At 62.8% G+C, this 21515-nt stretch carries 23 protein-coding genes; 14 read left to right on the forward strand and 9 right to left on the reverse strand.

Going from position 1 to position 21515, the window contains the following annotated elements; translation table 11 throughout:
• The first annotated feature begins 226 nt into the window (after positions 1–226).
• The gene (gene ada / locus FHW92_RS20950; protein WP_168605229.1) at positions 227–1255 is read left to right on the forward strand and encodes a bifunctional DNA-binding transcriptional regulator/O6-methylguanine-DNA methyltransferase Ada; all 1029 of its coding nucleotides are present in this window, start codon (positions 227–229) and stop codon (positions 1253–1255) included.
• Here the strand turns inward: ada and FHW92_RS20955 are convergent.
• A complete protein-coding gene (locus FHW92_RS20955; RefSeq protein ID WP_168605230.1) occupies positions 1240–3411 on the reverse strand; it encodes a primosomal protein N' in 2172 nt (723 codons plus the stop codon). The two genes, ada and FHW92_RS20955, sit on opposite strands and share 16 nt — an antisense overlap.
• Positions 3412–3553: 142 nt before the next feature.
• Here FHW92_RS20955 and fsa point away from each other — a divergent pair, with 142 nt between their 5' ends.
• From fsa to cysS, 5 genes are all read left to right on the forward strand, one after another.
• On the forward strand, positions 3554–4204 hold the full coding sequence (gene fsa, locus FHW92_RS20960) for a fructose-6-phosphate aldolase (protein WP_168605231.1): 651 nt from the start codon (positions 3554–3556) through the stop codon (positions 4202–4204).
• Positions 4205–4223: 19 nt separating this feature from the next.
• Positions 4224–6038: a cobaltochelatase subunit CobT gene (gene cobT, locus FHW92_RS20965; protein ID WP_168605232.1), complete on the forward strand. Its 1815-nt coding sequence runs from the start codon at positions 4224–4226 to the stop codon at positions 6036–6038.
• Positions 6039–6063: 25 nt separating this feature from the next.
• Positions 6064–6654 carry a hypothetical protein gene (locus FHW92_RS20970; protein ID WP_168605233.1) on the forward strand — a complete coding sequence of 197 codons (591 nt, stop codon included), beginning with the start codon at positions 6064–6066 and terminating at the stop codon, positions 6652–6654.
• A gap of 44 nt (positions 6655–6698) precedes the next feature.
• Entirely contained in the window at positions 6699–7217 is a 519-nt protein-coding gene (locus FHW92_RS20975; RefSeq protein ID WP_168605234.1) for a DUF2846 domain-containing protein, read from the forward strand.
• A gap of 77 nt (positions 7218–7294) precedes the next feature.
• Positions 7295–8764 carry a cysteine--tRNA ligase gene (cysS, locus tag FHW92_RS20980; RefSeq protein WP_168605235.1) on the forward strand — a complete coding sequence of 490 codons (1470 nt, stop codon included), beginning with the start codon at positions 7295–7297 and terminating at the stop codon, positions 8762–8764.
• Between the two features lie 118 nt (positions 8765–8882).
• On the opposite strand, the gene FHW92_RS20985 is transcribed toward cysS, so the two are convergent.
• Together FHW92_RS20985 and FHW92_RS20990 are read right to left on the reverse strand one after the other, a co-directional pair.
• Positions 8883–9308, reverse strand: coding sequence for a hypothetical protein (locus tag FHW92_RS20985; protein WP_246870328.1), 426 nt, complete (start codon positions 9306–9308; stop codon positions 8883–8885).
• A complete protein-coding gene (locus tag FHW92_RS20990) occupies positions 9298–9486 on the reverse strand; it encodes a hypothetical protein (RefSeq protein ID WP_168605236.1) in 189 nt (62 codons plus the stop codon). Before FHW92_RS20990 ends, FHW92_RS20985 begins: the two co-directional genes overlap by 11 nt.
• Positions 9487–9839: 353 nt before the next feature.
• On the opposite strand from FHW92_RS20990, the gene FHW92_RS26270 reads away from it, so the two are divergent.
• Positions 9840–10250, forward strand: coding sequence for a S24 family peptidase (locus FHW92_RS26270; protein ID WP_349237729.1), 411 nt, complete (start codon positions 9840–9842; stop codon positions 10248–10250).
• A gap of 19 nt (positions 10251–10269) precedes the next feature.
• Here the strand turns inward: FHW92_RS26270 and FHW92_RS21000 are convergent, their stop codons facing one another.
• Entirely contained in the window at positions 10270–10770 is a 501-nt protein-coding gene (locus FHW92_RS21000; protein ID WP_168605238.1) for a thioredoxin family protein, read from the reverse strand.
• Between the two features lie 94 nt (positions 10771–10864).
• On the opposite strand from FHW92_RS21000, the gene FHW92_RS21005 reads away from it, so the two are divergent.
• Positions 10865–11551 (forward strand): MBL fold metallo-hydrolase, encoded by a 687-nt coding sequence (locus tag FHW92_RS21005; protein WP_282599813.1) that lies wholly within the window; start codon positions 10865–10867, stop codon positions 11549–11551.
• 28 nt (positions 11552–11579) lie between these two features.
• Here FHW92_RS21005 and FHW92_RS21010 read toward each other — a convergent pair whose 3' ends face one another.
• Positions 11580–11993, reverse strand: coding sequence for an MAPEG family protein (locus tag FHW92_RS21010; RefSeq protein WP_210428624.1), 414 nt, complete (start codon positions 11991–11993; stop codon positions 11580–11582).
• Positions 11994–12154: 161 nt separating this feature from the next.
• Between FHW92_RS21010 and rpmF the strand changes: the two genes are divergently transcribed.
• The 5 genes from rpmF (at position 12155) to FHW92_RS21035 (ending at position 15220) form a co-directional block, all read left to right on the forward strand.
• Entirely contained in the window at positions 12155–12334 is a 180-nt protein-coding gene (gene rpmF, locus FHW92_RS21015) for a 50S ribosomal protein L32 (RefSeq protein ID WP_127707171.1), read from the forward strand.
• A 42-nt stretch (positions 12335–12376) separates the two neighbouring features.
• A complete protein-coding gene (plsX, locus tag FHW92_RS21020) occupies positions 12377–13447 on the forward strand; it encodes a phosphate acyltransferase PlsX (RefSeq protein WP_168605239.1) in 1071 nt (356 codons plus the stop codon).
• Positions 13444–14415 (forward strand): beta-ketoacyl-ACP synthase III, encoded by a 972-nt coding sequence (locus FHW92_RS21025; protein ID WP_168605240.1) that lies wholly within the window; start codon positions 13444–13446, stop codon positions 14413–14415. Before plsX ends, FHW92_RS21025 begins: the two co-directional genes overlap by 4 nt.
• Before the next feature lie 133 nt (positions 14416–14548).
• Positions 14549–14833 (forward strand): integration host factor subunit alpha, encoded by a 285-nt coding sequence (locus FHW92_RS21030; RefSeq protein ID WP_168605241.1) that lies wholly within the window; start codon positions 14549–14551, stop codon positions 14831–14833.
• A gap of 36 nt (positions 14834–14869) precedes the next feature.
• Positions 14870–15220: a MerR family transcriptional regulator gene (locus FHW92_RS21035; protein ID WP_168605242.1), complete on the forward strand. Its 351-nt coding sequence runs from the start codon at positions 14870–14872 to the stop codon at positions 15218–15220.
• A gap of 4 nt (positions 15221–15224) precedes the next feature.
• On the opposite strand, the gene FHW92_RS21040 is transcribed toward FHW92_RS21035, so the two are convergent.
• From FHW92_RS21040 to FHW92_RS21050, 3 genes are all read right to left on the reverse strand, one after another.
• Positions 15225–15785: a histidine phosphatase family protein gene (locus FHW92_RS21040; protein ID WP_168605243.1), complete on the reverse strand. Its 561-nt coding sequence runs from the start codon at positions 15783–15785 to the stop codon at positions 15225–15227.
• A gap of 6 nt (positions 15786–15791) precedes the next feature.
• Entirely contained in the window at positions 15792–18581 is a 2790-nt protein-coding gene (locus tag FHW92_RS21045; protein ID WP_172249365.1) for an ATP-dependent DNA helicase, read from the reverse strand.
• 62 nt (positions 18582–18643) lie between these two features.
• Entirely contained in the window at positions 18644–18781 is a 138-nt protein-coding gene (locus FHW92_RS21050) for a hypothetical protein (RefSeq protein ID WP_168605244.1), read from the reverse strand.
• Positions 18782–18925: 144 nt separating this feature from the next.
• On the opposite strand from FHW92_RS21050, the gene FHW92_RS21055 reads away from it, so the two are divergent.
• Positions 18926–20518, forward strand: a complete 1593-nt coding sequence (locus FHW92_RS21055) for a lysine--tRNA ligase (RefSeq protein WP_168605245.1) — start codon at positions 18926–18928, stop codon at positions 20516–20518.
• 247 nt (positions 20519–20765) lie between these two features.
• Here the strand turns inward: FHW92_RS21055 and FHW92_RS21060 are convergent, their stop codons facing one another.
• On the reverse strand, positions 20766–21455 hold the full coding sequence (locus FHW92_RS21060; RefSeq protein ID WP_168605246.1) for a 2OG-Fe(II) oxygenase: 690 nt from the start codon (positions 21453–21455) through the stop codon (positions 20766–20768).
• Positions 21456–21515 lie beyond the last annotated feature (60 nt).

The following is a 21515-nucleotide window of genomic DNA, read 5'->3' on the forward strand; positions in this document are numbered from 1 at the left end:
GGGTTAAACTGCGTATCTGTCCCCCTTGGGCGGCGCGCATAGCGACGATTACCGCGCGATGCAAGCGGCCCATTGCCACCTGATTCCAAAGTCCATGGTCGAGCGCAAAGTCGGCCCGTTTGTCTGAGAAATGCGCGATGCATTCCTATGCGTCAGTTTGCCCGAAAAAACTTTGATCGCAAGGGGTGGGAAGTATCGCCTGCGCACCTGTGCTAGGCAGTTTTCCATGGGCAACGATCAAACAGAAGTTTTTTGGGAAAACGTGGTGGCGCGCGACAAGGGCGCCGATGGCCGCTTCGTTTTCGCGGTTGCGACCACGGGCATCTATTGCCGCCCGTCCTGTCCGGCGCGGCGGCCCTTGCGCGGTCATGTCCGATTCTTTGCCGATGGCGATGCGGCGCGCGCCGATGGTTTTCGCCCATGCCTGCGCTGTCGCCCGGATGAGGCGGGGCGCGACGCGGCGGCGGTCGAGGCCGCGCTGCGCATGATGGGCGATGATGCGCCCTCTTTAACCGATCTTGCCGAGGCGACCGGATATAGCCCGTCGCATTTCCAGCGAATCTTCAAACGGGCCACCGGCCTCTCGCCCGCCGCCTATGCCCGCGCCCGCCGGATCGAGCGCGCGGGACAGGTGCTGGGGCAGCAATCCGTCACCGATGCGATCTATGCCTCGGGCTTTGGCGGACCATCCACTTTCTATCGCAATGCAAAGGAGCGCATGGGCATGACCCCGTCGGCATGGGCCAAGGGTGGCGAGGGTGTCACCATTCACTGGGCGGTGATGCCCACCACTTTGGGCGCAATGCTGGTGGCGGCCACGGATCGCGGGATCTGCCGTCTGGCCTTTGGCGTGGGGGTGGAGGATCTGCGCACGCTGTTTCCCAAGGCCGAACTGGTGGAGGGCGACGAGGCGTTCAAAACCCTTTTTGCGCGGGTTTTAAGCGCCGTGGAGACGCCCGGCGAGGTTTCGGACATTCCGCTCGATGTGCGCGGCACCGCCTTTCAGGAGGCCGTCTGGGCCGCCCTGCGCCAGATCCCGGCGGGCGAGACGCGCTCCTATGCGGAACTGGCCGCCGCGATCGGTCGCCCTGCCGCCTGCCGTGCCGCGGGCAGCGCCAATGGGGCCAATCGCGTCGCGGTGCTGATCCCTTGCCATCGGGTCATCCGGGGCGATGGCGCGCTGGGCGGCTATGCCTGGGGCGAGGGGGTGAAGAAGGAGTTGTTGGCCCGGGAAGGGGTTTACACAAAAGAATAAGGGTCGATGTCGATGCTGACGCGCACCCCTTGCGGGAATTTGAGCGCGCCCAGCCATTCGCGCAGCACCTTCTGTAATTCCGCGCTGCGTTTGGCATTGACCAGCAACCGATAGCGATAACGTCCGCGCAGCAAGGACAAAGGCGCGGGCGCAGGGCCGAGGATCGCCACATCGGGCAGGTTGGGCCGCGTGCCGCCAATCGCGCGGGCGGCCTCCTTGGCTTCGGATTCCTCTTCGCTCGACACGATGATCGCGGCCCAGCGGCCAAAGGGCGGCGCGCCCGCATGGCGGCGCCCTTCCGCCTCGGCCTCATAGAAGGCATCGCGGTCGCCAGCCGCCAAGGCGGCGATCACCGGGGCAGTGGGATGGCGGGTCTGGATCAACACCTCACCCGGCTTTTCGCCGCGCCCGGCGCGCCCGGCCACCTGCGCGATCTGCTGATAGGACCTCTCGCCTGCGCGCAGATCGCCGCCCTCAAGGCCAAGATCGGCGTCGATCACCCCCACCAGCGTCAGGTCGGGAAAATGATAGCCTTTGGTGACCAATTGCGTGCCGACGATCACGTCGATCATCTTGTTCTCGGCCGCCGCCACAAATTCGGCCACCTTATCTGGCGTATTCATCGTGTCCGACGTCACCAACGCCACGCGGGCCTCGGGCAGGATCTGCGCCACCTCATCGGCAATGCGTTCCACCCCCGGCCCGCAGGCGACAAGGCAATCCGCCTCGCCGCATTCGGGGCAGGCGGTGGGCATCGGCTGCTCCTGTCCGCAATGGTGACACGCGAGGCGGCGCGAGAGGCGGTGTTCGACCAGCCACGCGCTGCACGTATCGCATTGAAACCGATGGCCGCATGCCCGGCACAGCGTCAAAGGCGCATAACCGCGCCGGTTGAGGAAGAGCAGCGATTGCTCGCCCTTCTCAAGCCGCTCCACCAGCTTTTTGACCAGAGGCGGGGAAATCCAGTGGTTCCGTTCGGGCGGATGCTGGATCAGATTGACGATCTGAATATCGGGCAATTGCGCCCCGCCGAAACGGTCGGGCAAGATGATCCGCTTGTATACGCCCGCCTCGGCCAGCGTCAGGCTTTCGAGCGCAGGCGTGGCCGAGGCCAGCACAACGGGGATCTTCTCAAACCTTGCGCGAATCACCGCCACGTCGCGCGCATTATAACGCACGCCATCATCCTGCTTGAACGAGACCTCATGGGCCTCATCCACCACGATCAGGCCGAGACGCGGAAAGGGCAGAAACAGCGCCGAACGCGCGCCCACCACCACCTGCGCCTGACCCCCGGCAATCGCGCGCCATGCCCTGCGACGTTCGGCGGATTTGAGGCTGGAGTGCCACAGCACCGGCTCCACCCCGAAGCGCGCCTCAAAACGGCGCAGGAAATTCTGCGTCAGCGCGATTTCAGGCAGCATAACCAACACCTGCCGCCCCAGCCGGATCGCCTCGGCTACGGCTTCGAAATAGGTTTCGGTCTTGCCCGATCCGGTCACGCCGTCGAGCAGGAACGGTGCGAACAATCCGCCGCGCACCGCATCGACCACCTGATCGGCGGCCTCCTGTTGCCCATCCGACAGATCGGGCACATCAAATTCAGGATCGGCGGGCGGATAGGGCCGGTCGAGATCGACCCGCACCGTTTCCATCATCCCGCCATTGACCATGCCGCGCAGCACGCCCTCGGTCACACCAGCCGCCTCGGCCAGTTCGCGCAAAGTGCCCTGCGCGCCTTGCAAAGCCTCCAGCGCGGCGGCGCGTTGGGGCGTTAAACGCTTTGGCGGTTCGGCATCGGGTTTTAACCGATATTCCGTCATCATCCGCCCGCCCTGAAGCGCAGCAGTTGAGGACAGCGCCATACGCGCCACCGAGGCCAGCGAGGCGCAATAATAATCCGCCGTCCATTCGATCAGCCGCCGCAAGGGCGCGGGCAAAGGCGGCACCGGCAGCACCGAGAGCAGGGGGCGCAGGCGATTGTCGCCCACTTCCTCACCGGGCAGGCGGTCGGCCTCCCACACGATGCCCATCACCTGACGCGGCCCCAGTGGGGCGATCACCACGCTGCCGTGTTCGACCTCCATGCCATGGGGTACGCGGTAATCCAGCACCGGCAGGGCGGAATTCATCACAAGCAGGCGGGCGCGGGTCATGGCTTCCCTATGGGGCGGGTGCATAGGAACCGCAAGGCCAGTAAAGGGGGTTGGGTATCGCGCCGCACCTGCCTATAGGCGGTCCTCAGCCGCTTTACAGAATCGCACCCTCCGTGGGCGCGCGCCAATCAGGGGACCACCCATGAAGTTTTTCGTCGACACCGCAGAAATCAACGACATCAAGGAACTGGCCGCCACGGGCCTGCTTGACGGCGTGACCACCAACCCTTCGCTGATCGCCAAGTCGGGCCGTGATTTCCTTGAAGTCACCAAGGAAATCTGCGGCATCGTCGATGGCCCGGTTTCGGCCGAAGTCATCGCTCTCGACCACGAAGGCATGATGCGCGAAGCCGAAATCCTGCGCAAGATCGCCGACAATGTCTGCATCAAGGTTCCGCTGACCATCGACGGCCTCAAGACCTGCAAGGCGCTGACGGGCGACGGCACCAAGGTCAACGTGACCCTGTGCTTCTCGGCCAATCAGGCGCTGCTGGCCGCCAAGGCGGGCGCTTCGTTCATCTCGCCCTTCATCGGCCGTCATGACGACAATGGCTTTGATGGCCTCGAACTGATCCGCGACATTCGTCTGATCTATGACAACTACAACTATGCCACCGAAATTCTGGCGGCCTCGATCCGTCACGGTGTGCATGTGCTGGAATGCGCGCGCATCGGCGCCGATGTGATGACCGCACCGCCGGCCGTCATCAAGGGTCTGGTCAAGCATGTCTTGACGGACAAGGGCATTGAAGGCTTCATGGCGGACTGGGCCAAGACGGGCCAAAGCCTCTAATAGAATCAAGGGATAGACATTGGCCGAGGACACTCCTCTCGACCGCTTCAAGGCTGCGCTGACCGGCGCTTCGCGGGCAATTGCCGAGCGGGGCGACATTGAGGTGAACTGGAGCCCCGATAACCCGAGCCAGACGGGCACGACCTTTCGTGTCCCGATGCCGGGGCGGGGCATCCCGCGCGCAGCCGCCATGGAGGCGCGCGGTTTCGCCGATTCCTATGCGCTGCGATTGAAGCACCACAATGAGGTGCTTCACCGCAAGAATGCGCCTCAGGAACCGGTGGCCCGCGCCGCCTATGATGCGGTCGAGACCGTGCGCTTTGAGGCGCTCGGGGCCAATGACTATGCCGGAATGCGCGAAAATCTGGGCGCGGCGCTGGATATGCGGATGGCAACAGACGCCATCGCCCGCGCCGAACGCGCAGAGCAGGTGCCGATGCATACCGCGCTGGCGCTGATCCTGCGTGAGAAGCTGACCGGTCAGCCGATCCCGGAAATGGCGAAGGGCGGTGTCGAAATGCGCCGCGCCTTTATCGAGGAAAAGGCGGGCGGCGATATTGCCGCGCTGGCCGACAAGCTAGGCGATCAGAAGGCTTTTCAAAGCCTTGCTCTGGACATGCTGCGCCATCTGGAATTGACCCAACCCGAAGCCGTGGACGAGCCCGGCGAGGATGAGGACAACGAAGAGGCTGAGCAGGACAAGGAAGAGCAGCAGGACGAGGATCAGCCGGGCCAGGAGCAACAGCCCGTCGAAATGGCCGCCGACCGCAGCCAGGGCGACGAGCAGGGCGACAGCGACCAGCAGAGCGAGATCGAAGATCAGGGCGAGATGGACGACGAGGGCGAGGACAGCGAGGAGGGCATGCTGCCCACCCGTCCGAACCGCCCCTGGACCGAATTGCCCAATGACTTTGATTACAAGGTCTTTTCCGAGAAATATGACGAAGTGGTCGCCGCGCATGACCTGTGCGACGATGATGAACTGACCCGCCTGCGCACCTATCTGGATGCGCAGTTGAAGGGCTTGCAGGGCATTGTCACGCGGCTTGCCAACCGGCTTCAGCGGCGCCTGATGGCGCAGCAGAACCGCAGTTGGGACTTCGATCAGGAAGAGGGCATTCTCGATGCTGCGCGCCTGTCGCGCATCGTCGTCGCGCCCGGTTCTTCGCTTAGCTATAAGGTCGAGCGCGATGTCGAGTTCAAGGACACGATCGTCACGCTGCTGATCGACAATTCGGGGTCGATGCGCGGGCGGCCGATCTCCATCGCCGCCATTTCCGCCGACGTTTTGGCGCGCACGCTGGAGCGCTGCGGGGTGAAGACCGAGATCCTCGGCTTTACCACACGCGCGTGGAAGGGCGGGCAATCGCGTGAGGCGTGGCTGGCGGCGGGCAAGCCAGCCCATCCGGGCCGTCTAAACGACTTGCGCCACATTGTTTACAAAAAGGCTGATGAGCCTTGGCGCCGCGCGCGCAAGAATCTTGGCCTGATGATGCGTGAGGGGCTGCTCAAAGAGAATATCGACGGGGAGGCGCTGAAATGGGCGCATGACCGCCTGCTCTCGCGGCCCGAGGATCGGCGAATCCTGATGGTGATTTCGGACGGCGCGCCGGTCGATGACAGCACGCTTTCGGTCAATGCGGCGGGCTATCTCGAAGGCCACCTGCGCCGCGTGATCGGCTGGATCGAGAATAAATCGCCGGTGCAACTGGTGGCCATCGGCATCGGCCATGATGTCACGCGGTATTATCGCCGCGCGGTGACGATCATGGATGTCGAGCAACTGGGCGGCACGATGATCGAACAATTGGCGGGCCTGTTCGAGGATGCCTGATCTGCATTTTTGCTAATTGCCAAAGATGAGATTGGGCGATAGCCTCCAACAATCTGGGGGTTATCATTTCATGACTAGGGCATTTTTGCGCTTGGCAGTGTGCTGTCTTGCGCTTCCTTCCGGTATTCTTTTCGCGCAGGATGCGTCGTCCGGTCCAGTACAGGCCACGCCTCGCGTTGTCCCTGCGCTTACGCCTGTACGTATCGAGATCCTTGAGGCGCAGGGAAGCGCCATTTCCAAGCCCGATGCCCATTTCCCTATTCGCCTTGTCGATCCCGTTCTGCTGGACGGCAAGACCATCATTCCGGCAGGGGCCACCGGCGAGGGTGAGGTGGTCCATGCGAAGAAGTCGAGCATGAGCGGCGGGCCGGGCGAACTGATCCTTGCCGCGCGTTGGCTGGATGTAAATGGGCATCAGGTGCGCCTGCGTTCGATGCATTTGTCGGAAAACGGGAAAAGTTCGATCAAGGACGTCAATCGCATAATGATCGCGTCGGCAGCAACGGTTCCGGTTGCCGCCATGCTCGGCTGGTTCATGAAGGGCAAGGAAGTGGTTGTGCCCTCCGGCACCTATGCCGAGGCCAAGTTGGCGGCTGATTTTTCAGTCGAGCCCTGAATTCGGCCCGGCCCAACAACGTTTCACAAAGGGAGTGGATTTTGATGCGTTTAAAACACCTGGCCATTTTTGCCGCCGTTGCTGTCGGTGGCCTGTCCGTTCCGGCAATGGCCTACGACACCCCGCCTGAATTGATGATGGTGGTGCCTCCCGCTCCTAAGGGCAAGGGCCTGGTTGTGTTCTATCGCAGCGCTTCGATCTTCGGCGCGGCCATCAGCTGTGCGGTGTCGGAAAATGACAAGAAGATCAGCTCGATGGGCGTTGGGCGCTATTTCGTCTATGCCGCCGAGCCAGGCAAGCACAGCTTTTCGGTGTCCAGCGAAGCGAAGGATCAGGTGACATTGGAGCTGGAAGCCGACGAGGTTCAGTATGTCGGCTGTCGGATCAAGATGGGGATCATGGCCGGGCGGCCCGACCTGTTCCCCGCCAAAGAAGCCGATTTTCGAGGCAACAAGAAGCTCTCGCTGTCCGATCCCAAGTCCTATGGCGAAGGTGTTCTCAAGCCTGAAGAGATCGCCACGCTTGCCGGGGTTACCGTCACCACGCCGGCTGCCGCGCATTAATGAAAATGGCGCGGGTGGCTTTACGCACGCCCGCGCCCTCTTGACCTTTGCCGGAGCGCGCGCATACGCCCCCGGTTATGACCGAGCAGAATCCTCTCAAGCTGTTCAACAGCCTGACCCGCCAGATGGAAACCTTCACCCCCGTTCATCCGGGCGAGGCGAGGGTCTATTCCTGCGGGCCGACGGTTTATAATTATCCCCATATCGGCAATATGCGCGCCTATGTCTTTGCCGATATTCTGGGCCGGACGCTCTCGTTCAAGGGGCTGAGGCTGACCCATGTGATCAACATCACCGATGTGGGCCATCTGACCGATGATGCCGATGCAGGCGAGGACAAGATGGAGAAGATGGCCGCGAAAGAGGCCCGCTCGATCTGGGACATCGCCGAGCATTACAAGCAGGCCTATTGGGCCGACGTGCGCGCGCTGAATATCCGTCAGCCCGCGCAATGGACCATCGCCACCGATTACGTGCCGCAGATGATTGAATTTGCGAAGAAAATCGCGACCGCCCATTGCTATGAGCTGGAAAGCGGGCTCTATTTCGACGTGTCGACCGTGGCCGACTACGGCCGCCTTGCCCGCGCCCATACCGAGGAGGGCGAGGGCCGGATCGAAAAGGTGGACGGCAAGCGCAATGCCGCCGACTTCGCCATCTGGCGCAAGACGCCCGAGGGCGAGACGCGCCAGATGGAATGGGACAGTCCGTGGGGCCGCGGCGCGCCGGGCTGGCATCTGGAATGCTCGGTCATGAGCGGCAAGGTACTGGGCTTTCCGTTCGACATCCACACCGGCGGGATTGACCATCGCGAAATCCACCATCCCAATGAAATTGCGCAGAATCAGGCGGTGTGCGGGTGTGGTTCGCTGGATGTGGCGTCTCATTCGGGCGCGCAGTTCTGGATGCACAACAATTTCCTGGTCGAGCGCAGCGGGAAAATGTCGAAATCCTCGGGCGAGTTTCTGCGCCTGCAATTGCTGATCGACCGGGGCTATCACCCGCTGGCCTATCGCCTGATGTGCCTTCAGGCGCATTATCGCAGCGAACTGGAGTTTAGCTGGGAAGGCTTGGGCGCCGCGCTGGTGCGGCTGAAGCGCCTGTTGATGGCCACGGCGCAGGTGAAGGCGCAATGCGCGGACGCCGGTTATGCCGCGATCGGCGGTTGGGGTCAGAAGATCGCGCCCTTGATGGAGCGTTTCGATGCCGCGATCAGCGATGATCTCAACACTTCGGTAGCCCTGACGCTGCTGGAAGAGGTGGCATCGATGAAGAAGGTGCCCGCGGTGGAAAAGATGGGCGCGATCACGGCGATGGACAATGTGTTGGGCCTCAATCTGCTGGGGCTGGAGCGGGCCGATCTGCGGCTGCGGCCCAAATCCGCGACGATCACCGAGGGAGAGATCGAAGCGGTGCTGACCCAGCGCAAGGAAGCGCGGGTGGAGAAGGATTTTGCCCGTTCCGACGCTTTGCGTGATGAACTGGCCGCGCGCGGCGTGGAGGCAATGGATGGCGACCCGTTGGGATGGGAATGGAAGCTGGGCTGAAGCGCCGCAGTCTTTGTTCTATCGGCTTTGTTTTATTGTCAAAACTGCTTGATCTGATGGCTATGCAAGGGGCGCCACGCCCCTTGCCCGCCGGAGAGTTGCGCTGTTAAATTGCGCGTCAGTCGTCCGCCAGCATCAGCAATTCGGCTTCCACCACCATCCGTTCGGTGGGCAGTGTCACATGCGTGACTTCGGACACCACCGCGTCGGCGACCAGTTGCCCCCGGATGGTGAATTCATGCTCGGGCAGGGCGGCGATGAATTCATCGGCCCCCGCCGCGCCCTCCTTGCCGTTGAAAAGCAGTGTGATCGTATGGCGCGTCCCGTGGAAAGTGGCGCTGGCCCAAGGGCGTTCGCCATGCGAAATCAGTTCGCCATATTCGCCCGCCAGACGCATCACCGCATCGAGCAATTGCACCGAAGGGTGGCGGACACGGGCGCGGGGGGCGCCAACGCCCTTGCCGGGGTTCAGGCGGGCGGCGGGGCTGAAAAGGGCGACGCGCTGGGCATCAATGTCGTTGCTGGTGCGAAAATCAAAGCGCATGAGGCATCTCCGAATAGGTGTTGATATAAATTTCAATACGATTGGCCAGATCGGGACGCGGGCTTCGCCCATTGCGCATGTCGCCGACAAGGCGCGGATCATGGGCGACAATGCGCCCGAACTTGGTCCACGGCATGCCCGTCCGGCGCAGGAAATCCTCAATCATTCGCAACAGCATGAAACCCCCCTTTACTCCGTTGGTGATTCGTCCGATTCGGCAAATCTGTTGTCCATTTGTTCTCATTATTCCGCCCTCTTGTCTAGGAAATTTCCTATGCTAAGAGTTTGGACATGGAACAGGAAAATGCCCGAACCACTTTGATGGCTCTATCCACCGAGCGAGGGGTCAGCCTGGCGGCTCTGTCGTCACTAATTGGGCGTAATCCCAGCTATTTACAGCAGTTTGTTAAGAAAAGAAGTCCGCGCAGGCTGGAGGAGAGGGACCGGCGGAAACTGGCTCAGTTCTTTGGCGTGGACGAATCACGGCTGGGCGGGATGGAGGAAAAATCTGTCGCCCCTATAGGAAAACCTGTGCGAGCGCATTGGGTTGATGTTCCGCGCCTTGCGCTTGATGCATCGGCCGGGCCGGGGGCGACGGCCGGGGGCGAGCAGCCCTTTGGCGCGCTGCGCTTTTCGCAGGACTGGCTGCGGAGCATGGGATTGAATTCGGCCGATCTGACGACGATCGCGGTGGCCGGGGATTCGATGCATCCCGTGCTCAATGACGGCGATGAAATTCTGGTCGACCGCTCACGCCGCGCCCTGCGCGATGGCATCCATGTGGTGCGCGTGGGAGACCATGTGCTGGTCAAGCGAATCGATATGGGGCATCCGGGGCGGGTGCGGCTGAAAAGCGACAATCCGGCCTATGATCCGATTGATCTGGCGCCCGAGGACGTGGCCGTGATCGGCCGTGTGGTGTGGAAGGGCGGGCGGCTCTGAAACCGCCCGCCAGCCTCTTTTACCTGGTCCATTGCGCCAGCCAGTCGGCCAGCGCCTGAGGCGTCATCGAGCGTGCATCCGAGAGCGCCGTCACCGAGGTGGTGGGGTTGAGCAGCTTGTTGGTGCGCGGATCGACCACGAATAATGCAGGCACGCCCTTGGGCCGCGTCACGCCATAGGTGGCGCCAATGTCGAGATTCTTGGTGTAGCGGCCCACATCGACCGTCACCAGTTCATAGTGCTTCTTCAGCCAGGGGTTCAGGCTGGGCAGAGCCATGGTGGCGGCCAGAATGCGGCAGTCGGCGCACCAATTGCCGCCCAGATCGACGATCACCAGCTTATGCGCCTTTTTCGCGCGGGCGATTGCGGCGGCCACATCCTTGTGCGCATCGGCGGCCTCGTCATAGGGCAGGGGCAGCGGTTGGGGCAGGGCGGCAAAGCTGGCTTCGGGCAGGCGCGGGGCGGGGGCGGCCATGGCGGGGGCGGCAACAAGCGCGGCGGCGGCGAGGAGAAGGCGCATCGGGTAATCCTTACTAAGTCGATAGAGTATATATAGCGAAGCCTGCGCCTATCTCTACTGGCCTTCGCGGCCGACTGGCCCTAGGATTTCCGTCATGGCTGAAAGCAAACCTACTGACACGCGTGCAAGCGGAGAACCGCCGCTGCGCATCCACCTCATCCCCGTCACCGCGTTCCAGCAGAATTGCTCGCTGGTGTGGTGTACGAAAACCATGCGCGGGGCGCTGATCGATCCGGGCGGCGATCTGGACAAGCTGAAGGCCGAGGTTGCGGCGCGTGGCGTGACCCTTGAAAAGCTGCTGGTGACGCATGGGCATATGGATCACTGCGGGCTGGCGGGCGTGCTGGCGCAGGATCTGGGGCTGCCCATCGAAGGGCCGCATGAGGATGACCGCTTCTGGATCGAGGGGCTGGACAATCCTAATATGCGGATGGGATTGGCGGGCAAAAGTTTTGAGCCCGACCGCTGGCTGGTCGATGGCGATACGGTCACGGTGGGCGAACTGGTGTTTCAGGTGATCCACTGTCCAGGCCATACGCCGGGCCATGTGGTGTTTTTTCACGAGCCTTCGCGTCTGGCCATCGTGGGCGATGTTTTGTTTCAGGGCAGCATCGGGCGCACCGATTTCCCGCGCGGCAATCATCAGCAACTGATCGATTCGATTACCAAAAAGCTGTGGCCCTTGGGCAAGGACATCACTTTTGTCCCCGGCCATGGGCCATGCAGCACATTCGGCCATGAGATGCTGACCAACCCCTTTGTCGGCAGCATCTATGGATGACATCGTTTAATCATGGGCAGGCGGCGGTTCAGATCACGCGAACCGCCGTCAGCACCGCCACCACGGCAAGGGCCAGTTGCACCAGATAGGCGCTGGCTGTGCCGAACGGGCGGCCGGGCTTGAAATTTCCGTCCATGCCAAAGGCATGCATTACGCGCCCGGCCATGAACACCGCGCCCGCCACCGGCAGCCACCAGCCGCCCTTGCCCGCCAGTTCGACCACGGCAACGAGAATCAGGGTGATGGGCGTGTTTTCGATAAAGTTCGATTGGGCACGCATGCGGGCATACAAAAGCGGGTCGTTGCCATCGCCCATTTCGATCTTTCGAGCCATGCGCAGGCGCCCGATGCGCACCCCAAGCCAGAAATTGATGACGGCCGCCGCCGCGCAAAGGCACAGAGTTGTGGGCAAAAGCACCGGCGTGAGGCCGAGCAGGTTCATATTTGTAACTCCCTTGCGATCTTTCATGGGCGCCGTAGCCATCAGCGACTTGCAACGCACGAGAAATCCGGTATAGGCGCCGCTTCGCATCCGCCTATGCGGCAACGCATGTCTGGCGGCTTTTGTCGTCTAATTCGTATTTTTCAGGAATAGGTGCCGAAATGGCTGTCCCTAAGAGAAAAACTTCCCCCAGCCGTCGCGGTATGCGTCGCAGCCATGATGCGCTGAAGGTCGAAGCTTTCCACGAGTGCTCGAACTGCGGCGAACTGAAGCGCCCGCACAACCTCTGCCCGTCTTGCGGCCATTACAATGGTCGTGAGATCATCGCTGTCGGTCTCTAATGTCCGGCCCCCGGTTGGGGCCTGTGAAGGGGTAGTTGCATCATGAATTTTCCGCGTATCGCAATCGACGCGATGGGCGGGGATGAAGGTGTGCAAGTCATGGTCGCTGGCGCGGCCCTGGCGGCGGACCGTTATCCGCAGGTGCGCTTCCTCCTCGTGGGCGACCAATCGAGGATTGAGCGGACGCTGGACCGTCATGCGGCTCTGCGTCCGTTGGTAGAGATCCTCCACGCTGATGATGTCATCAGTGGGGAGGAGAAGCCAAGTCAGGCTCTGCGCCGCGCGCGGACCACATCGATGGGCATGGCTATCCATGCCGTCAAGGATGGTTCGGCAGGCGCGGCCCTGAGCGCGGGCAACACCGGCGCGCTGATGGCGATCGCCAAGCTTGCCCTGCGCACGATACCCGGCATCGACCGTCCGGCTCTGGCCGCGATCATGCCCACGTATCAGCCCAGCGATGTCGTCATGCTCGATCTGGGCGCCAACACGGAATGTGATGCGCGCAATCTGGTGCAATTCGCGATCATGGGCGCGGCCTATGCGCGGATCGTCAACAGCCAGCCCGAGCCGCGCGTCCGCCTGCTCAATATCGGCACCGAAGACAACAAGGGCACCGAGGAACTGCGTGATGCCGCCGCCTTGCTCAAGGAGCGGGCCGGTGATCTCTCGATGACCTTCGATGGCTTTACCGAGGCGGACAAGATCTGTCGCGGCGAGGTCGATGTCGTTGTGACCGACGGCTTTTCCGGCAATATCGCGCTCAAGGCGATTGAAGGCACCGCCCGTTTTGTGGGCGATCTGCTGCGCCGCTCCTTCTCGTCCTCGCTGCGTTCGAAGATCGGCTTCCTGATCTCACGCCCGGCGACAGATCTGCTCAAACATCATCTCGACCCCAATAATCATAATGGCGCCGTGTTTCTCGGCCTGAACGGGGTTGTCGTCAAAAGCCATGGCAGCGCGAATGCGCTGGGGGTGGCGAATGCGGTTGGGGTGACCCAACGGCTGCTGGAGGAAAATCTGACCGAACGGATCAAGGCCGACCTGGCAAGGCTCGGCACCGAGACGCTGCGCGCGCCCCACAAGGTTACGGCTGAGGCTGGCCAGGGATGATGCGTCGTTCGGTTCTGATCGGTACGGGCAGCGCGCTGCCCACGCGGGTGGTTCCCAATGCGGAGCTGGCCGAAAAGGTGGACACCAGCGACGAATGGATCGTTGAGCGCACCGGCATCCGCCAACGCTATCTGGCGGGCGAGGGGGAAACGACTTCTTCGCTGGCTACGGCGGCGGCGCGTCAGGCGCTTGAGGCAGCCGGGGTTGATGGCAAGGACATAGACCTCATCATTCTGGCCACGGCGACCCCGGACCAGACCTTTCCGGCGACGGCCACGATCGTGCAGCATGCGATTGGTGCCAATGGCGGAATCGCCTTTGACGTGGCGGCGGTCTGCTCTGGCTTCCTCTACGCGATGGGCGTGGCCGATTCGATGCTGCGCTGTGGTCAGGCGCGTCGTGCGCTGGTGATCGGCGCGGAAACTTTCAGCCGTATCCTCGATTGGGAAGACCGCACGACGTGCGTTCTGTTCGGCGACGGCGCGGGCGCGGTGGTGCTGGAGGCGCGTGAAAGCGATGACGCCAATGCTCCGGGCATTCTGGCCACCAAGCTTCATGCCGATGGCTCGCATAACCAGTTGCTCTTCGTCGATGGCGGTGTTTCGACCACGGGGGATGTGGGCAAGCTGCGCATGAAGGGTCGCGAAGTGTTCCGTCATGCCGTGGTCAATCTGGCCACGGTCCTTGGCGAAGTGCTTGAAGAAACAGGGTTTACGCCGCAGGATATCGACTGGCTGGTGCCGCATCAGGCCAATGCCCGCATTCTGGAGGCCACCGCCAAGAAGCTCCACATGCCGGCTGAAAAGGTTGTGGTGACGGTGCAGGATCACGCCAACACCTCGGCTGCCTCGGTGCCGCTGGCGCTGGATTGCGCGATCCGCGACGGCCGGATCCAGCCGGGCCAGCTGGTCATGCTGGAGGCGATGGGCGGTGGATTTACGTGGGGCGCAAGCCTGATCCGGGTCTAAACCCTTTCTTTCAGTTTTGCTTATATTGCGTCGAATTCGACGCGGGATAGCATTGTATTACCCGCGATATTTGCTATCTTGTGCGGCGAGGGGTGCCCACAAGAGGCCTTTGGAGGGGGTAGTAGTGCGATCTATGTCTACACTGACAAGAGCTGATCTGGCCGAAGCCATCAACCGCAAACTGGGCCTGTCGCGGGCCGATTCCCTCAACATGGTGGAATCGATCCTCGATCTCGTCTCAGACTCTCTGGCCGAAGGCGAGAACGTCAAGATCTCAGGCTTTGGCACTTTCCTGCTGCGCGACAAGAGCGAGCGCGTGGGCCGCAATCCCAAGACCGGCGTCGAAGTGCCGATCACGCCGCGCCGCGTGCTGACCTTCCGCGCCAGCCAGATGCTGAAAGATCGCGTCGCGAATTAACGCGCGCGATAGAATGATCGGCGGAGTGTGGCTGGCATGACGGATAAGGCGCCTGACGCATTCCGCACGATTGGTGAAGTTTCCAAGGCGCTGTCGATCCAGCCGCACGTCCTGCGCTATTGGGAAGAGCAATTCCCGATGCTGCGCCCGGTCAAGCGTGCTGGAGGGCGGCGCCTTTATCGTCCCGAAGATGTCGAATTGCTCGCCGTGATCGACCGGTTGGTCCATCGGGAGGGGTTCACTTTGCGCGGGGCAAAAAAGTGGCTGCAATCGCGTGACAAAATGGAACTGGCGCCCGAGCCGGTCGCGCCTGCGCCAACCGGGGATCCGCAATTGGTGGCAGATCTGATCGCTTTGCGCGCGCAACTGGCCCGCGCGCTGGCGTAAAAAGCTACAGTCTTTCCGGCCCCAGCGCGGGATCAAGATCGCGCGGGCGCATCAGATGGACAAGGCGCGCCTGCCCTTCCTCGATATCCTTCCAGCTGGTCACATCCACCTCTATCACCGCAAAGGCGGCGGTGGGGAATTTCTGCTCAACCACATCGCGCAGGGGCGACGAGCCGTCATCCGGCACGAGGTCGAAGATCAGATCCTCCAGCCCCGGATTATGCCCGACCAGCAGCACTGATTCGACCGCGTCATCCTGATCGCGCAGCACATCAAGCAGCGAGGCCGATGAGGCGAGATAGATCCGTCGGTCCCAGTTCACCGGCAGCGCATGGCCATAACCGGCCCCCTGCGCGCCAAGCTCGATGGTTTCGGCGGCGCGCACGGCCGGCGAGGCCAGAATGCGATCCCAGCGCAGGCCCCGCTCGGCACAATATTCGTCAATATGCTTGCCCATCAGCGGCGCGCCTTTGCGCCCGCGCGCGTTGAGCGGGCGGTCGAAATCGCGGGCGCGCGCATCGCCCCAATCGGATTTGGCGTGACGCAACAGGCCCAGCGTTTTCATCGGACATCAACCATTCTGGCAATCATTTCGACTCTGGGCCGAAGACTCGGCCTGCGATAAAGGTGAAGTTCCGCCTGAAGCATGGGCGCGCAGCCTTTGTAAAGCCTCTGCAAGCGTACAGCGCACAACCGGCGTTCCGGCGGGAAAGGCGGTGAGCAGGCGCGAGGGGAAAGCGGCGGACAGGACAACGAAATGTCCCCGGTCGCCGCGCCCCCGGATCAACCGGCCAAAGGCCTGTGCCAGACGCGCGCGGATGATGCGGTCGTCATGCGCCTGCCCGCCCTGCGGATGGGCCAGACGGCGCGCGCGGTGCAGGATCGAAGGCTTGGGCCAAGGCACCTGCTCCATGATGACCAGCCGCAATGAATCCCCCGGCACGTCCACCCCGTCGCGCAACGCATCCGTGCCCAGCAAAGACGCATGGGGATCATCGCGGAAAATATCGACCAGCGTACCGGTGTCGATGGGATCGACATGTTGGGCATAGAGCGGCAGGCCGTTGCGCGCCATGCGGTCGGCAATCCGCCCATGCACCGCGCGCAAGCGCCGGATCGCCGTGAACAGGCCCAACGCGCCGCCCCCGCTCGCCTCGATCAACTGCCCATAGGCACCGGCCAGCGCCGGAATATCGCCGCGCGGAATGTCGGTGACGATTAAAACCTCGGCCTGATTGGCATAGTCGAAGGGGCTTTCAAAGGCCGCCACTTCGGGCGTGACCTCGATATGCTGCGCGCCCGAACGTGCTACCGCGCCTTCCCAGCTTTGATCCCAATCCGCGTCCCCGGCCCGGTCGCGCAGGGTAGCGCTGGTCATCATCACACCATGCGCGCCGTTCAAAACCGTCGCGGCAAAGGGCTGCATCGGATCAACCCAGCGGCGATGCAGGCCCATGTCATATTCGCGCCCATCGGCCCGGTCCACCGCCAGCCAATCGACAAAGCCCGGATCGACCGGACCCGACAGACGCGCCAGCAAAGCCTCCCACGCGGCGATCAGATCGACCCGCCATGTCAGGGATGAGCGCGCACCCTCGATCCGCGCGCGGCCTTGGCCATCCAGCCAGTCGGGCGGCTCGTCCATGATCGCCTCCAGCCGCAATCCTAATTGGATCAAAGGTTTGCGTAAGGCAGCCAGAGCCTCGCCTGCCGCCAGAGCGGCCTCGATAAATGGGCCATCCAAAGAGGCCGCCTCGGTCTCCACGCCATAGCCAGCCTCCTGCCCGCCGCTTTCGTCGCGGGCAAAGGTGGTGGCGCGCACGGCGGCCAGCAATTGCTCGATTTCGCCGCTCGGCTCGCCCTCGACCACGCGTTGCAGCCAGCCATCGCCGGGCAGTGCCTCGGCCGCCTCACGCGCGGCGGCGATGGCGCGGGCGCCCGCTTCGTCATAGCTGGCCACATCGGCAAGGCGGGCGGACAGGCCCCGGCGGCGGCCCTTTGATCCTTTTTCCGGGCCAATGACCCATCGGCGCAATTCGATCGCCTCCGCGCCCGTCAGGTCGGCGGAAAAGGTGCTGTCGGCGGCCTCGAACACATGGTGGCCTTCGTCAAAGACGATGCGGGTGGGGCGCAGGGCGACATCCTTGCCCCGCGCGGCGTTCACCATCACCAGCGCGTGATTGGCGATGACCAGATCGGCCTCGGCGCTGGCGCGGGCGGACCGTTCGATGAAACATTTGCGGTAATGCGGGCAACCGGCATAGACACATTCGCCGCGCCGGTCGGTCAGCGAAGTGATCCCGCGCTGGCGGAACAGCGTCCCTAGCCAGCCCGGCAGATCGCCCCCGATCATATCCCCATCCTGCGTATAGGCGGCCCAGCGCGCGACCAGTTGCGCCAGAATCGCCGCCCGCCCGCCAAACCCGCCTTGCAGCGCATCCTCAAGGTTCAAAAGACACAGGTAATTCTCGCGCCCCTTGCGCACCACCACGCGATTGGAATCGCTCCAGACGCGTCGCGCCTCGCGCCGCAATTGCCGCTGCAGCGCCTTGGTATAGGTGGACACCCAGACCGTCCCGCCGCTGGCATGAGCCCATAGCGAGGCGGGGGCCAGATAGCCCAAAGTCTTGCCGGTGCCCGTGCCCGCCTCGGCCAACAGCATATGGGGGGCGCCGCGCGCGGTGCGGGGGGCAAAGATATGGGCGGCGCGGGCGGCGTAATCCTGCTGGCCGGGGCGGGATTCGCTGCCATGGCCGGTGATATGGTCCAATTGGCTCAGCACATCGGCCTGCAATAGATCGACCTGCGCGGGCTGGGGGCGCTCGGCGGTTTCCTCCCATTCGGGCAGGCGGGAAAAGAGCCAGCGTTCGGCGCGGGCGGGCTTTTCAATCGCCGTGGCCAGCACCGGCGCCCATGCCCAGCGCAGCTTGGCCAGCCCCTGCAGCGCGGTCCACGCCCCCTCGCGCTCGGCCCAGTCGGGTGCGCCGCAATGGGCCAGCAGCGCGGCTGCGGCCTGTTGCAGCAACAGCGGAACATCGGCATCGCCCGTCGGCTGCGCCAGACCCAGCGCCTGGGCCAACCCCTTGGGTGTGGGCACGACAAAGCGCGCGGGATGCACAAAGGCGTAAAGCTCCAGCAGATCCAGCCCCGACAGATCGGGATAGCCCAGCCGGCTGGCCACCAAAGGCGCGTTGAGGATCAGCAGCGGCGTATCGGCGGCGGTAACAATCGCCTCGCCCTTGCCCACCGCATTGGTCGCGCCGCCCCGCATACGCAGCCAGCAGCCGCTGTGATTGGCATGCAGGGCGGGCAGGTCCAGCACAGGCAGGGTAGGGCCAGGAAAGGGGGAGGCGTCATCCATCGCCCCGACTGATGCCGGGGCGCGGGCCGGTTGGCAATGGATGGCAGGCCGGTTTTACCCCGTCAGGAGAACAAAATGCGTTCGATCAGACTTGGCGCGGGCTGCATCGGGCGGATCGGGCCATAAAGGCGCAAACGGTCGCGCGGGTCCATCGGGCGGGCAGCGGGGGATGGGGCGGTTTCCTGACGACGAAGGTTCATGAAGGCACCTCAAGGCTCGCAGACTGGCGGGGGCCAGATTGCCATCCATGCCTGATAAAAATACAAAGGCGCCATTCGTGTTCCTACGAGGGGCGCGTTTCCCCGCTTGCCATTTGGGCCCCCTTGGGCAAAAGGCGTGGCACTATGACAGACGAAGCACTTCTTGCCGCCGCACAGGTTTCCAAAGCATGGCCTTTCGAGGAGGCCCGCAAGATCGTGAAACGCTATCCGAACGGGAAACCGAACGGAGAGCCGGTGCTGTTCGAGACGGGCTATGGTCCCTCGGGCCTGCCGCATATCGGCACGTTTCAGGAAGTGTTGCGCACCACGCTGGTGCGCCGCGCCTATGAGGTGCTGACCGGCGCGCCGACCCGTCTGGTGGCGTTTTCGGATGACATGGATGGCTTGCGCAAGGTGCCCGACAATGTGCCCAATGGACAGGTGCTGGCCGACAATCTGGGCAAGCCCTTGAGCCGCATTCCCGATCCTTTCGGCACGCATGAGAGTTTTGCGCATCATAACAATGCGATGCTGCGCGAATTCCTCGATCAGTTCGGTTTTGACTACGAGTTCGTTTCGGCCAGCGACCGCTATAATTCGGGCGCGTTTGACGATGCCTTGCGCGGCGTGCTGCGCGCCTACGACAAGATCATGGGCATCATGCTTCCCACGCTGCGCGAGGAGCGCCGCAAGACCTATTCGCCTATTCTGCCCGTTTCCCCCAAGAGCGGGGTGGTACTGCAGGTTCCCATCGAGGTGGTCGATGCCGAAACCGGCATGATCCGTTTCGAGGATGAAGGCGAGATCGTTGAGCAGACGGTGTTCGGTGGCCGGTCCAAGCTGCAATGGAAGGTCGACTGGGCCATGCGCTGGGTGGCGCTGGGCGTCGATTACGAAATGTGCGGCAAGGATCTGACCGACTCGGTGACGCAATCGGGCAAGATCGCCCGCGTGCTGGGCGGGCAGAAGCCGGAGGGGCTGATCTATGAACTTTTCCTCGACGAAAAGGGCGAGAAGATCAGCAAGTCCAAGGGCAACGGCCTGACCATCGAGCAGTGGCTGACCTATGGCAGCGAGGAGTCGCTGGGCTTCTACCTCTTCCGAGATCCCAAGAGCGCCAAGAGCCTGCACCCCGGCATTATTGGCCGCGCGGTGGACGAATATTGGCAGTTCCGCGAGAAGCTGAGCACGCAGCCGATCGAGCAGCAATTGGGCAATCCGGTGTGGCACCTGCTGCGCACCAATGGCTATCAGGGCGGCGAGGGCGAGAAGCTGCCCGTCAGCTTTGGCCTGCTGCTCAATCTGGTCGGCGTGCTGGGCGCTCATGCCACGCGCGATCAGGTCTGGTCTTACCTTGCCAATTATGTTGAGGACGCCCGCCCCGAAGCCCATCCCGCGCTCGATGCGCTGGTGACGCGCGCGCTGGCCTATAACCGCGACTTTATCGCGCCCACGCTGCACCGCCGCAAGCCCGAGGAAGGCGAGGCCGCCGCTCTGACCGCGCTGGACGAGGAACTGGCCGCGACCAGCGACGATGCCACGGCCGAATTGCTGCAGAACATCGTCTATGAAATCGGCAAGGACCCGCATTTCGGCTTCGAGAGCCTGCGCGACTGGTTCAAGGCGCTCTATGAGACGCTGCTGGGCAGCTCGCAGGGGCCGCGTATGGGCTCGTTCATCGCGCTCTATGGTGTGGAGAATACGCGCAAGCTGATTGCTGAGGCATTGGAGGGGTAAGTTTAAGGGAATTATGCGAGGGACTAGTCCCTCGCGCTCCCATTAATGTCTGCGTTGCGCAAGGGGTTCGACCAAGAGTGTCGGACGCGGCGCCTCAAATTAAAGCCTGCGGTGCCTCACTATCGCGCCGCAGGCTTTAATTTCATCAGCACCAAGACCCGTCTTCCAGCCATCACCCCATTAACGGGATTGCAAAGGGACCGAGTCCCTTTGCCCGCCGGAGGCAAACCCTTCAAACCTCAAACCCTTACTCCGCATCCGCCATCCGCGCCGACCATTCCCGCGTGCGATACCATTTGGTGATCACATATTTCTGCCCCTTGGTGACGGGCTTGGCGGCATGTTGGGTGTAAGTGTTGACCTCGCCATTGCGGTTGGCATTGTTCCACGCCAGCAACATGCCCAGACGCGGCTGAACGCAGACGCCGACATGCATGAAGTCGGTCTCTCCGCCCTCGTCGGGTTCGTTGAGGTAGATCATCGCGGTCCAACTGCGCTGCCCGCCACAGGGAACCTCTTTCTGGAAATAGGCCGAGAGCGGCGGGAACCAGTCGCAATGGCCGCGATATTCCTGACCCACGGCATAGCGCTGTCCCTGTATCGCCTCGCCGCAGACCGGATCGATGCCCATCAGGTCGTCGATCCGCCGCTCGATCATGGCGACAAAGGGGTTGGCCCGGTCGACATCGCCGGAAAAGCTGGTGCGATAGTCCTGCTGGTTGCCCGGTTCAAACGTGGCCGAGGGCCGCGCGACTTCATCCACCAGCGTCATGAAGCGATGGCATTCGGCCGCCGAGAGGAAATCAGTGATCGCATACATGTCCATCGTGTCCAGCGGAACGCGATAGGCATAGGGGTCGGCATCGAGCCGCGCGCGCACGGCATCGCCCTGGGCGATCAGAGCGTCACGGTCGGGTGCGGGATCGGGTTTGGTCATGGGTTTGCGATATGAAGCAGAACAGGGCGGGGGATCAACCCCGCCCTGTCCGTTGCGACC

It is taken from the genome of Novosphingobium sp. SG707, from assembly GCF_012275515.1.
In the GTDB taxonomy this organism is placed as follows: domain Bacteria; phylum Pseudomonadota; class Alphaproteobacteria; order Sphingomonadales; family Sphingomonadaceae; genus Novosphingobium.

Coding starts and splice junctions, on each gene's coding strand:
- ada (WP_168605229.1), top strand. CDS start 227: ATGGGCAACGATCAAACAGAAGTTTTTTGGGAAAACGTGGTGGCGCGC.
- FHW92_RS20955 (WP_168605230.1), bottom strand. CDS start 3,411: ATGACCCGCGCCCGCCTGCTTGTGATGAATTCCGCCCTGCCGGTGCTG.
- fsa (WP_168605231.1), top strand. CDS start 3,554: ATGAAGTTTTTCGTCGACACCGCAGAAATCAACGACATCAAGGAACTG.
- FHW92_RS20970 (WP_168605233.1), top strand. CDS start 6,064: ATGAGATTGGGCGATAGCCTCCAACAATCTGGGGGTTATCATTTCATG.
- FHW92_RS20975 (WP_168605234.1), top strand. CDS start 6,699: ATGCGTTTAAAACACCTGGCCATTTTTGCCGCCGTTGCTGTCGGTGGC.
- cysS (WP_168605235.1), top strand. CDS start 7,295: ATGACCGAGCAGAATCCTCTCAAGCTGTTCAACAGCCTGACCCGCCAG.
- FHW92_RS20985 (WP_246870328.1), bottom strand. CDS start 9,308: ATGCGCTTTGATTTTCGCACCAGCAACGACATTGATGCCCAGCGCGTC.
- FHW92_RS20990 (WP_168605236.1), bottom strand. CDS start 9,486: ATGCTGTTGCGAATGATTGAGGATTTCCTGCGCCGGACGGGCATGCCG.
- FHW92_RS21000 (WP_168605238.1), bottom strand. CDS start 10,770: ATGCGCCTTCTCCTCGCCGCCGCCGCGCTTGTTGCCGCCCCCGCCATG.
- FHW92_RS21005 (WP_282599813.1), top strand. CDS start 10,865: ATGGCTGAAAGCAAACCTACTGACACGCGTGCAAGCGGAGAACCGCCG.
- FHW92_RS21010 (WP_210428624.1), bottom strand. CDS start 11,993: ATGAACCTGCTCGGCCTCACGCCGGTGCTTTTGCCCACAACTCTGTGC.
- rpmF (WP_127707171.1), top strand. CDS start 12,155: ATGGCTGTCCCTAAGAGAAAAACTTCCCCCAGCCGTCGCGGTATGCGT.
- plsX (WP_168605239.1), top strand. CDS start 12,377: ATGAATTTTCCGCGTATCGCAATCGACGCGATGGGCGGGGATGAAGGT.
- FHW92_RS21025 (WP_168605240.1), top strand. CDS start 13,444: ATGATGCGTCGTTCGGTTCTGATCGGTACGGGCAGCGCGCTGCCCACG.
- FHW92_RS21030 (WP_168605241.1), top strand. CDS start 14,549: ATGTCTACACTGACAAGAGCTGATCTGGCCGAAGCCATCAACCGCAAA.
- FHW92_RS21035 (WP_168605242.1), top strand. CDS start 14,870: ATGACGGATAAGGCGCCTGACGCATTCCGCACGATTGGTGAAGTTTCC.
- FHW92_RS21040 (WP_168605243.1), bottom strand. CDS start 15,785: ATGAAAACGCTGGGCCTGTTGCGTCACGCCAAATCCGATTGGGGCGAT.
- FHW92_RS21045 (WP_172249365.1), bottom strand. CDS start 18,581: ATGGATGACGCCTCCCCCTTTCCTGGCCCTACCCTGCCTGTGCTGGAC.
- FHW92_RS21050 (WP_168605244.1), bottom strand. CDS start 18,781: ATGAACCTTCGTCGTCAGGAAACCGCCCCATCCCCCGCTGCCCGCCCG.
- FHW92_RS21055 (WP_168605245.1), top strand. CDS start 18,926: ATGACAGACGAAGCACTTCTTGCCGCCGCACAGGTTTCCAAAGCATGG.
- FHW92_RS21060 (WP_168605246.1), bottom strand. CDS start 21,455: ATGACCAAACCCGATCCCGCACCCGACCGTGACGCTCTGATCGCCCAG.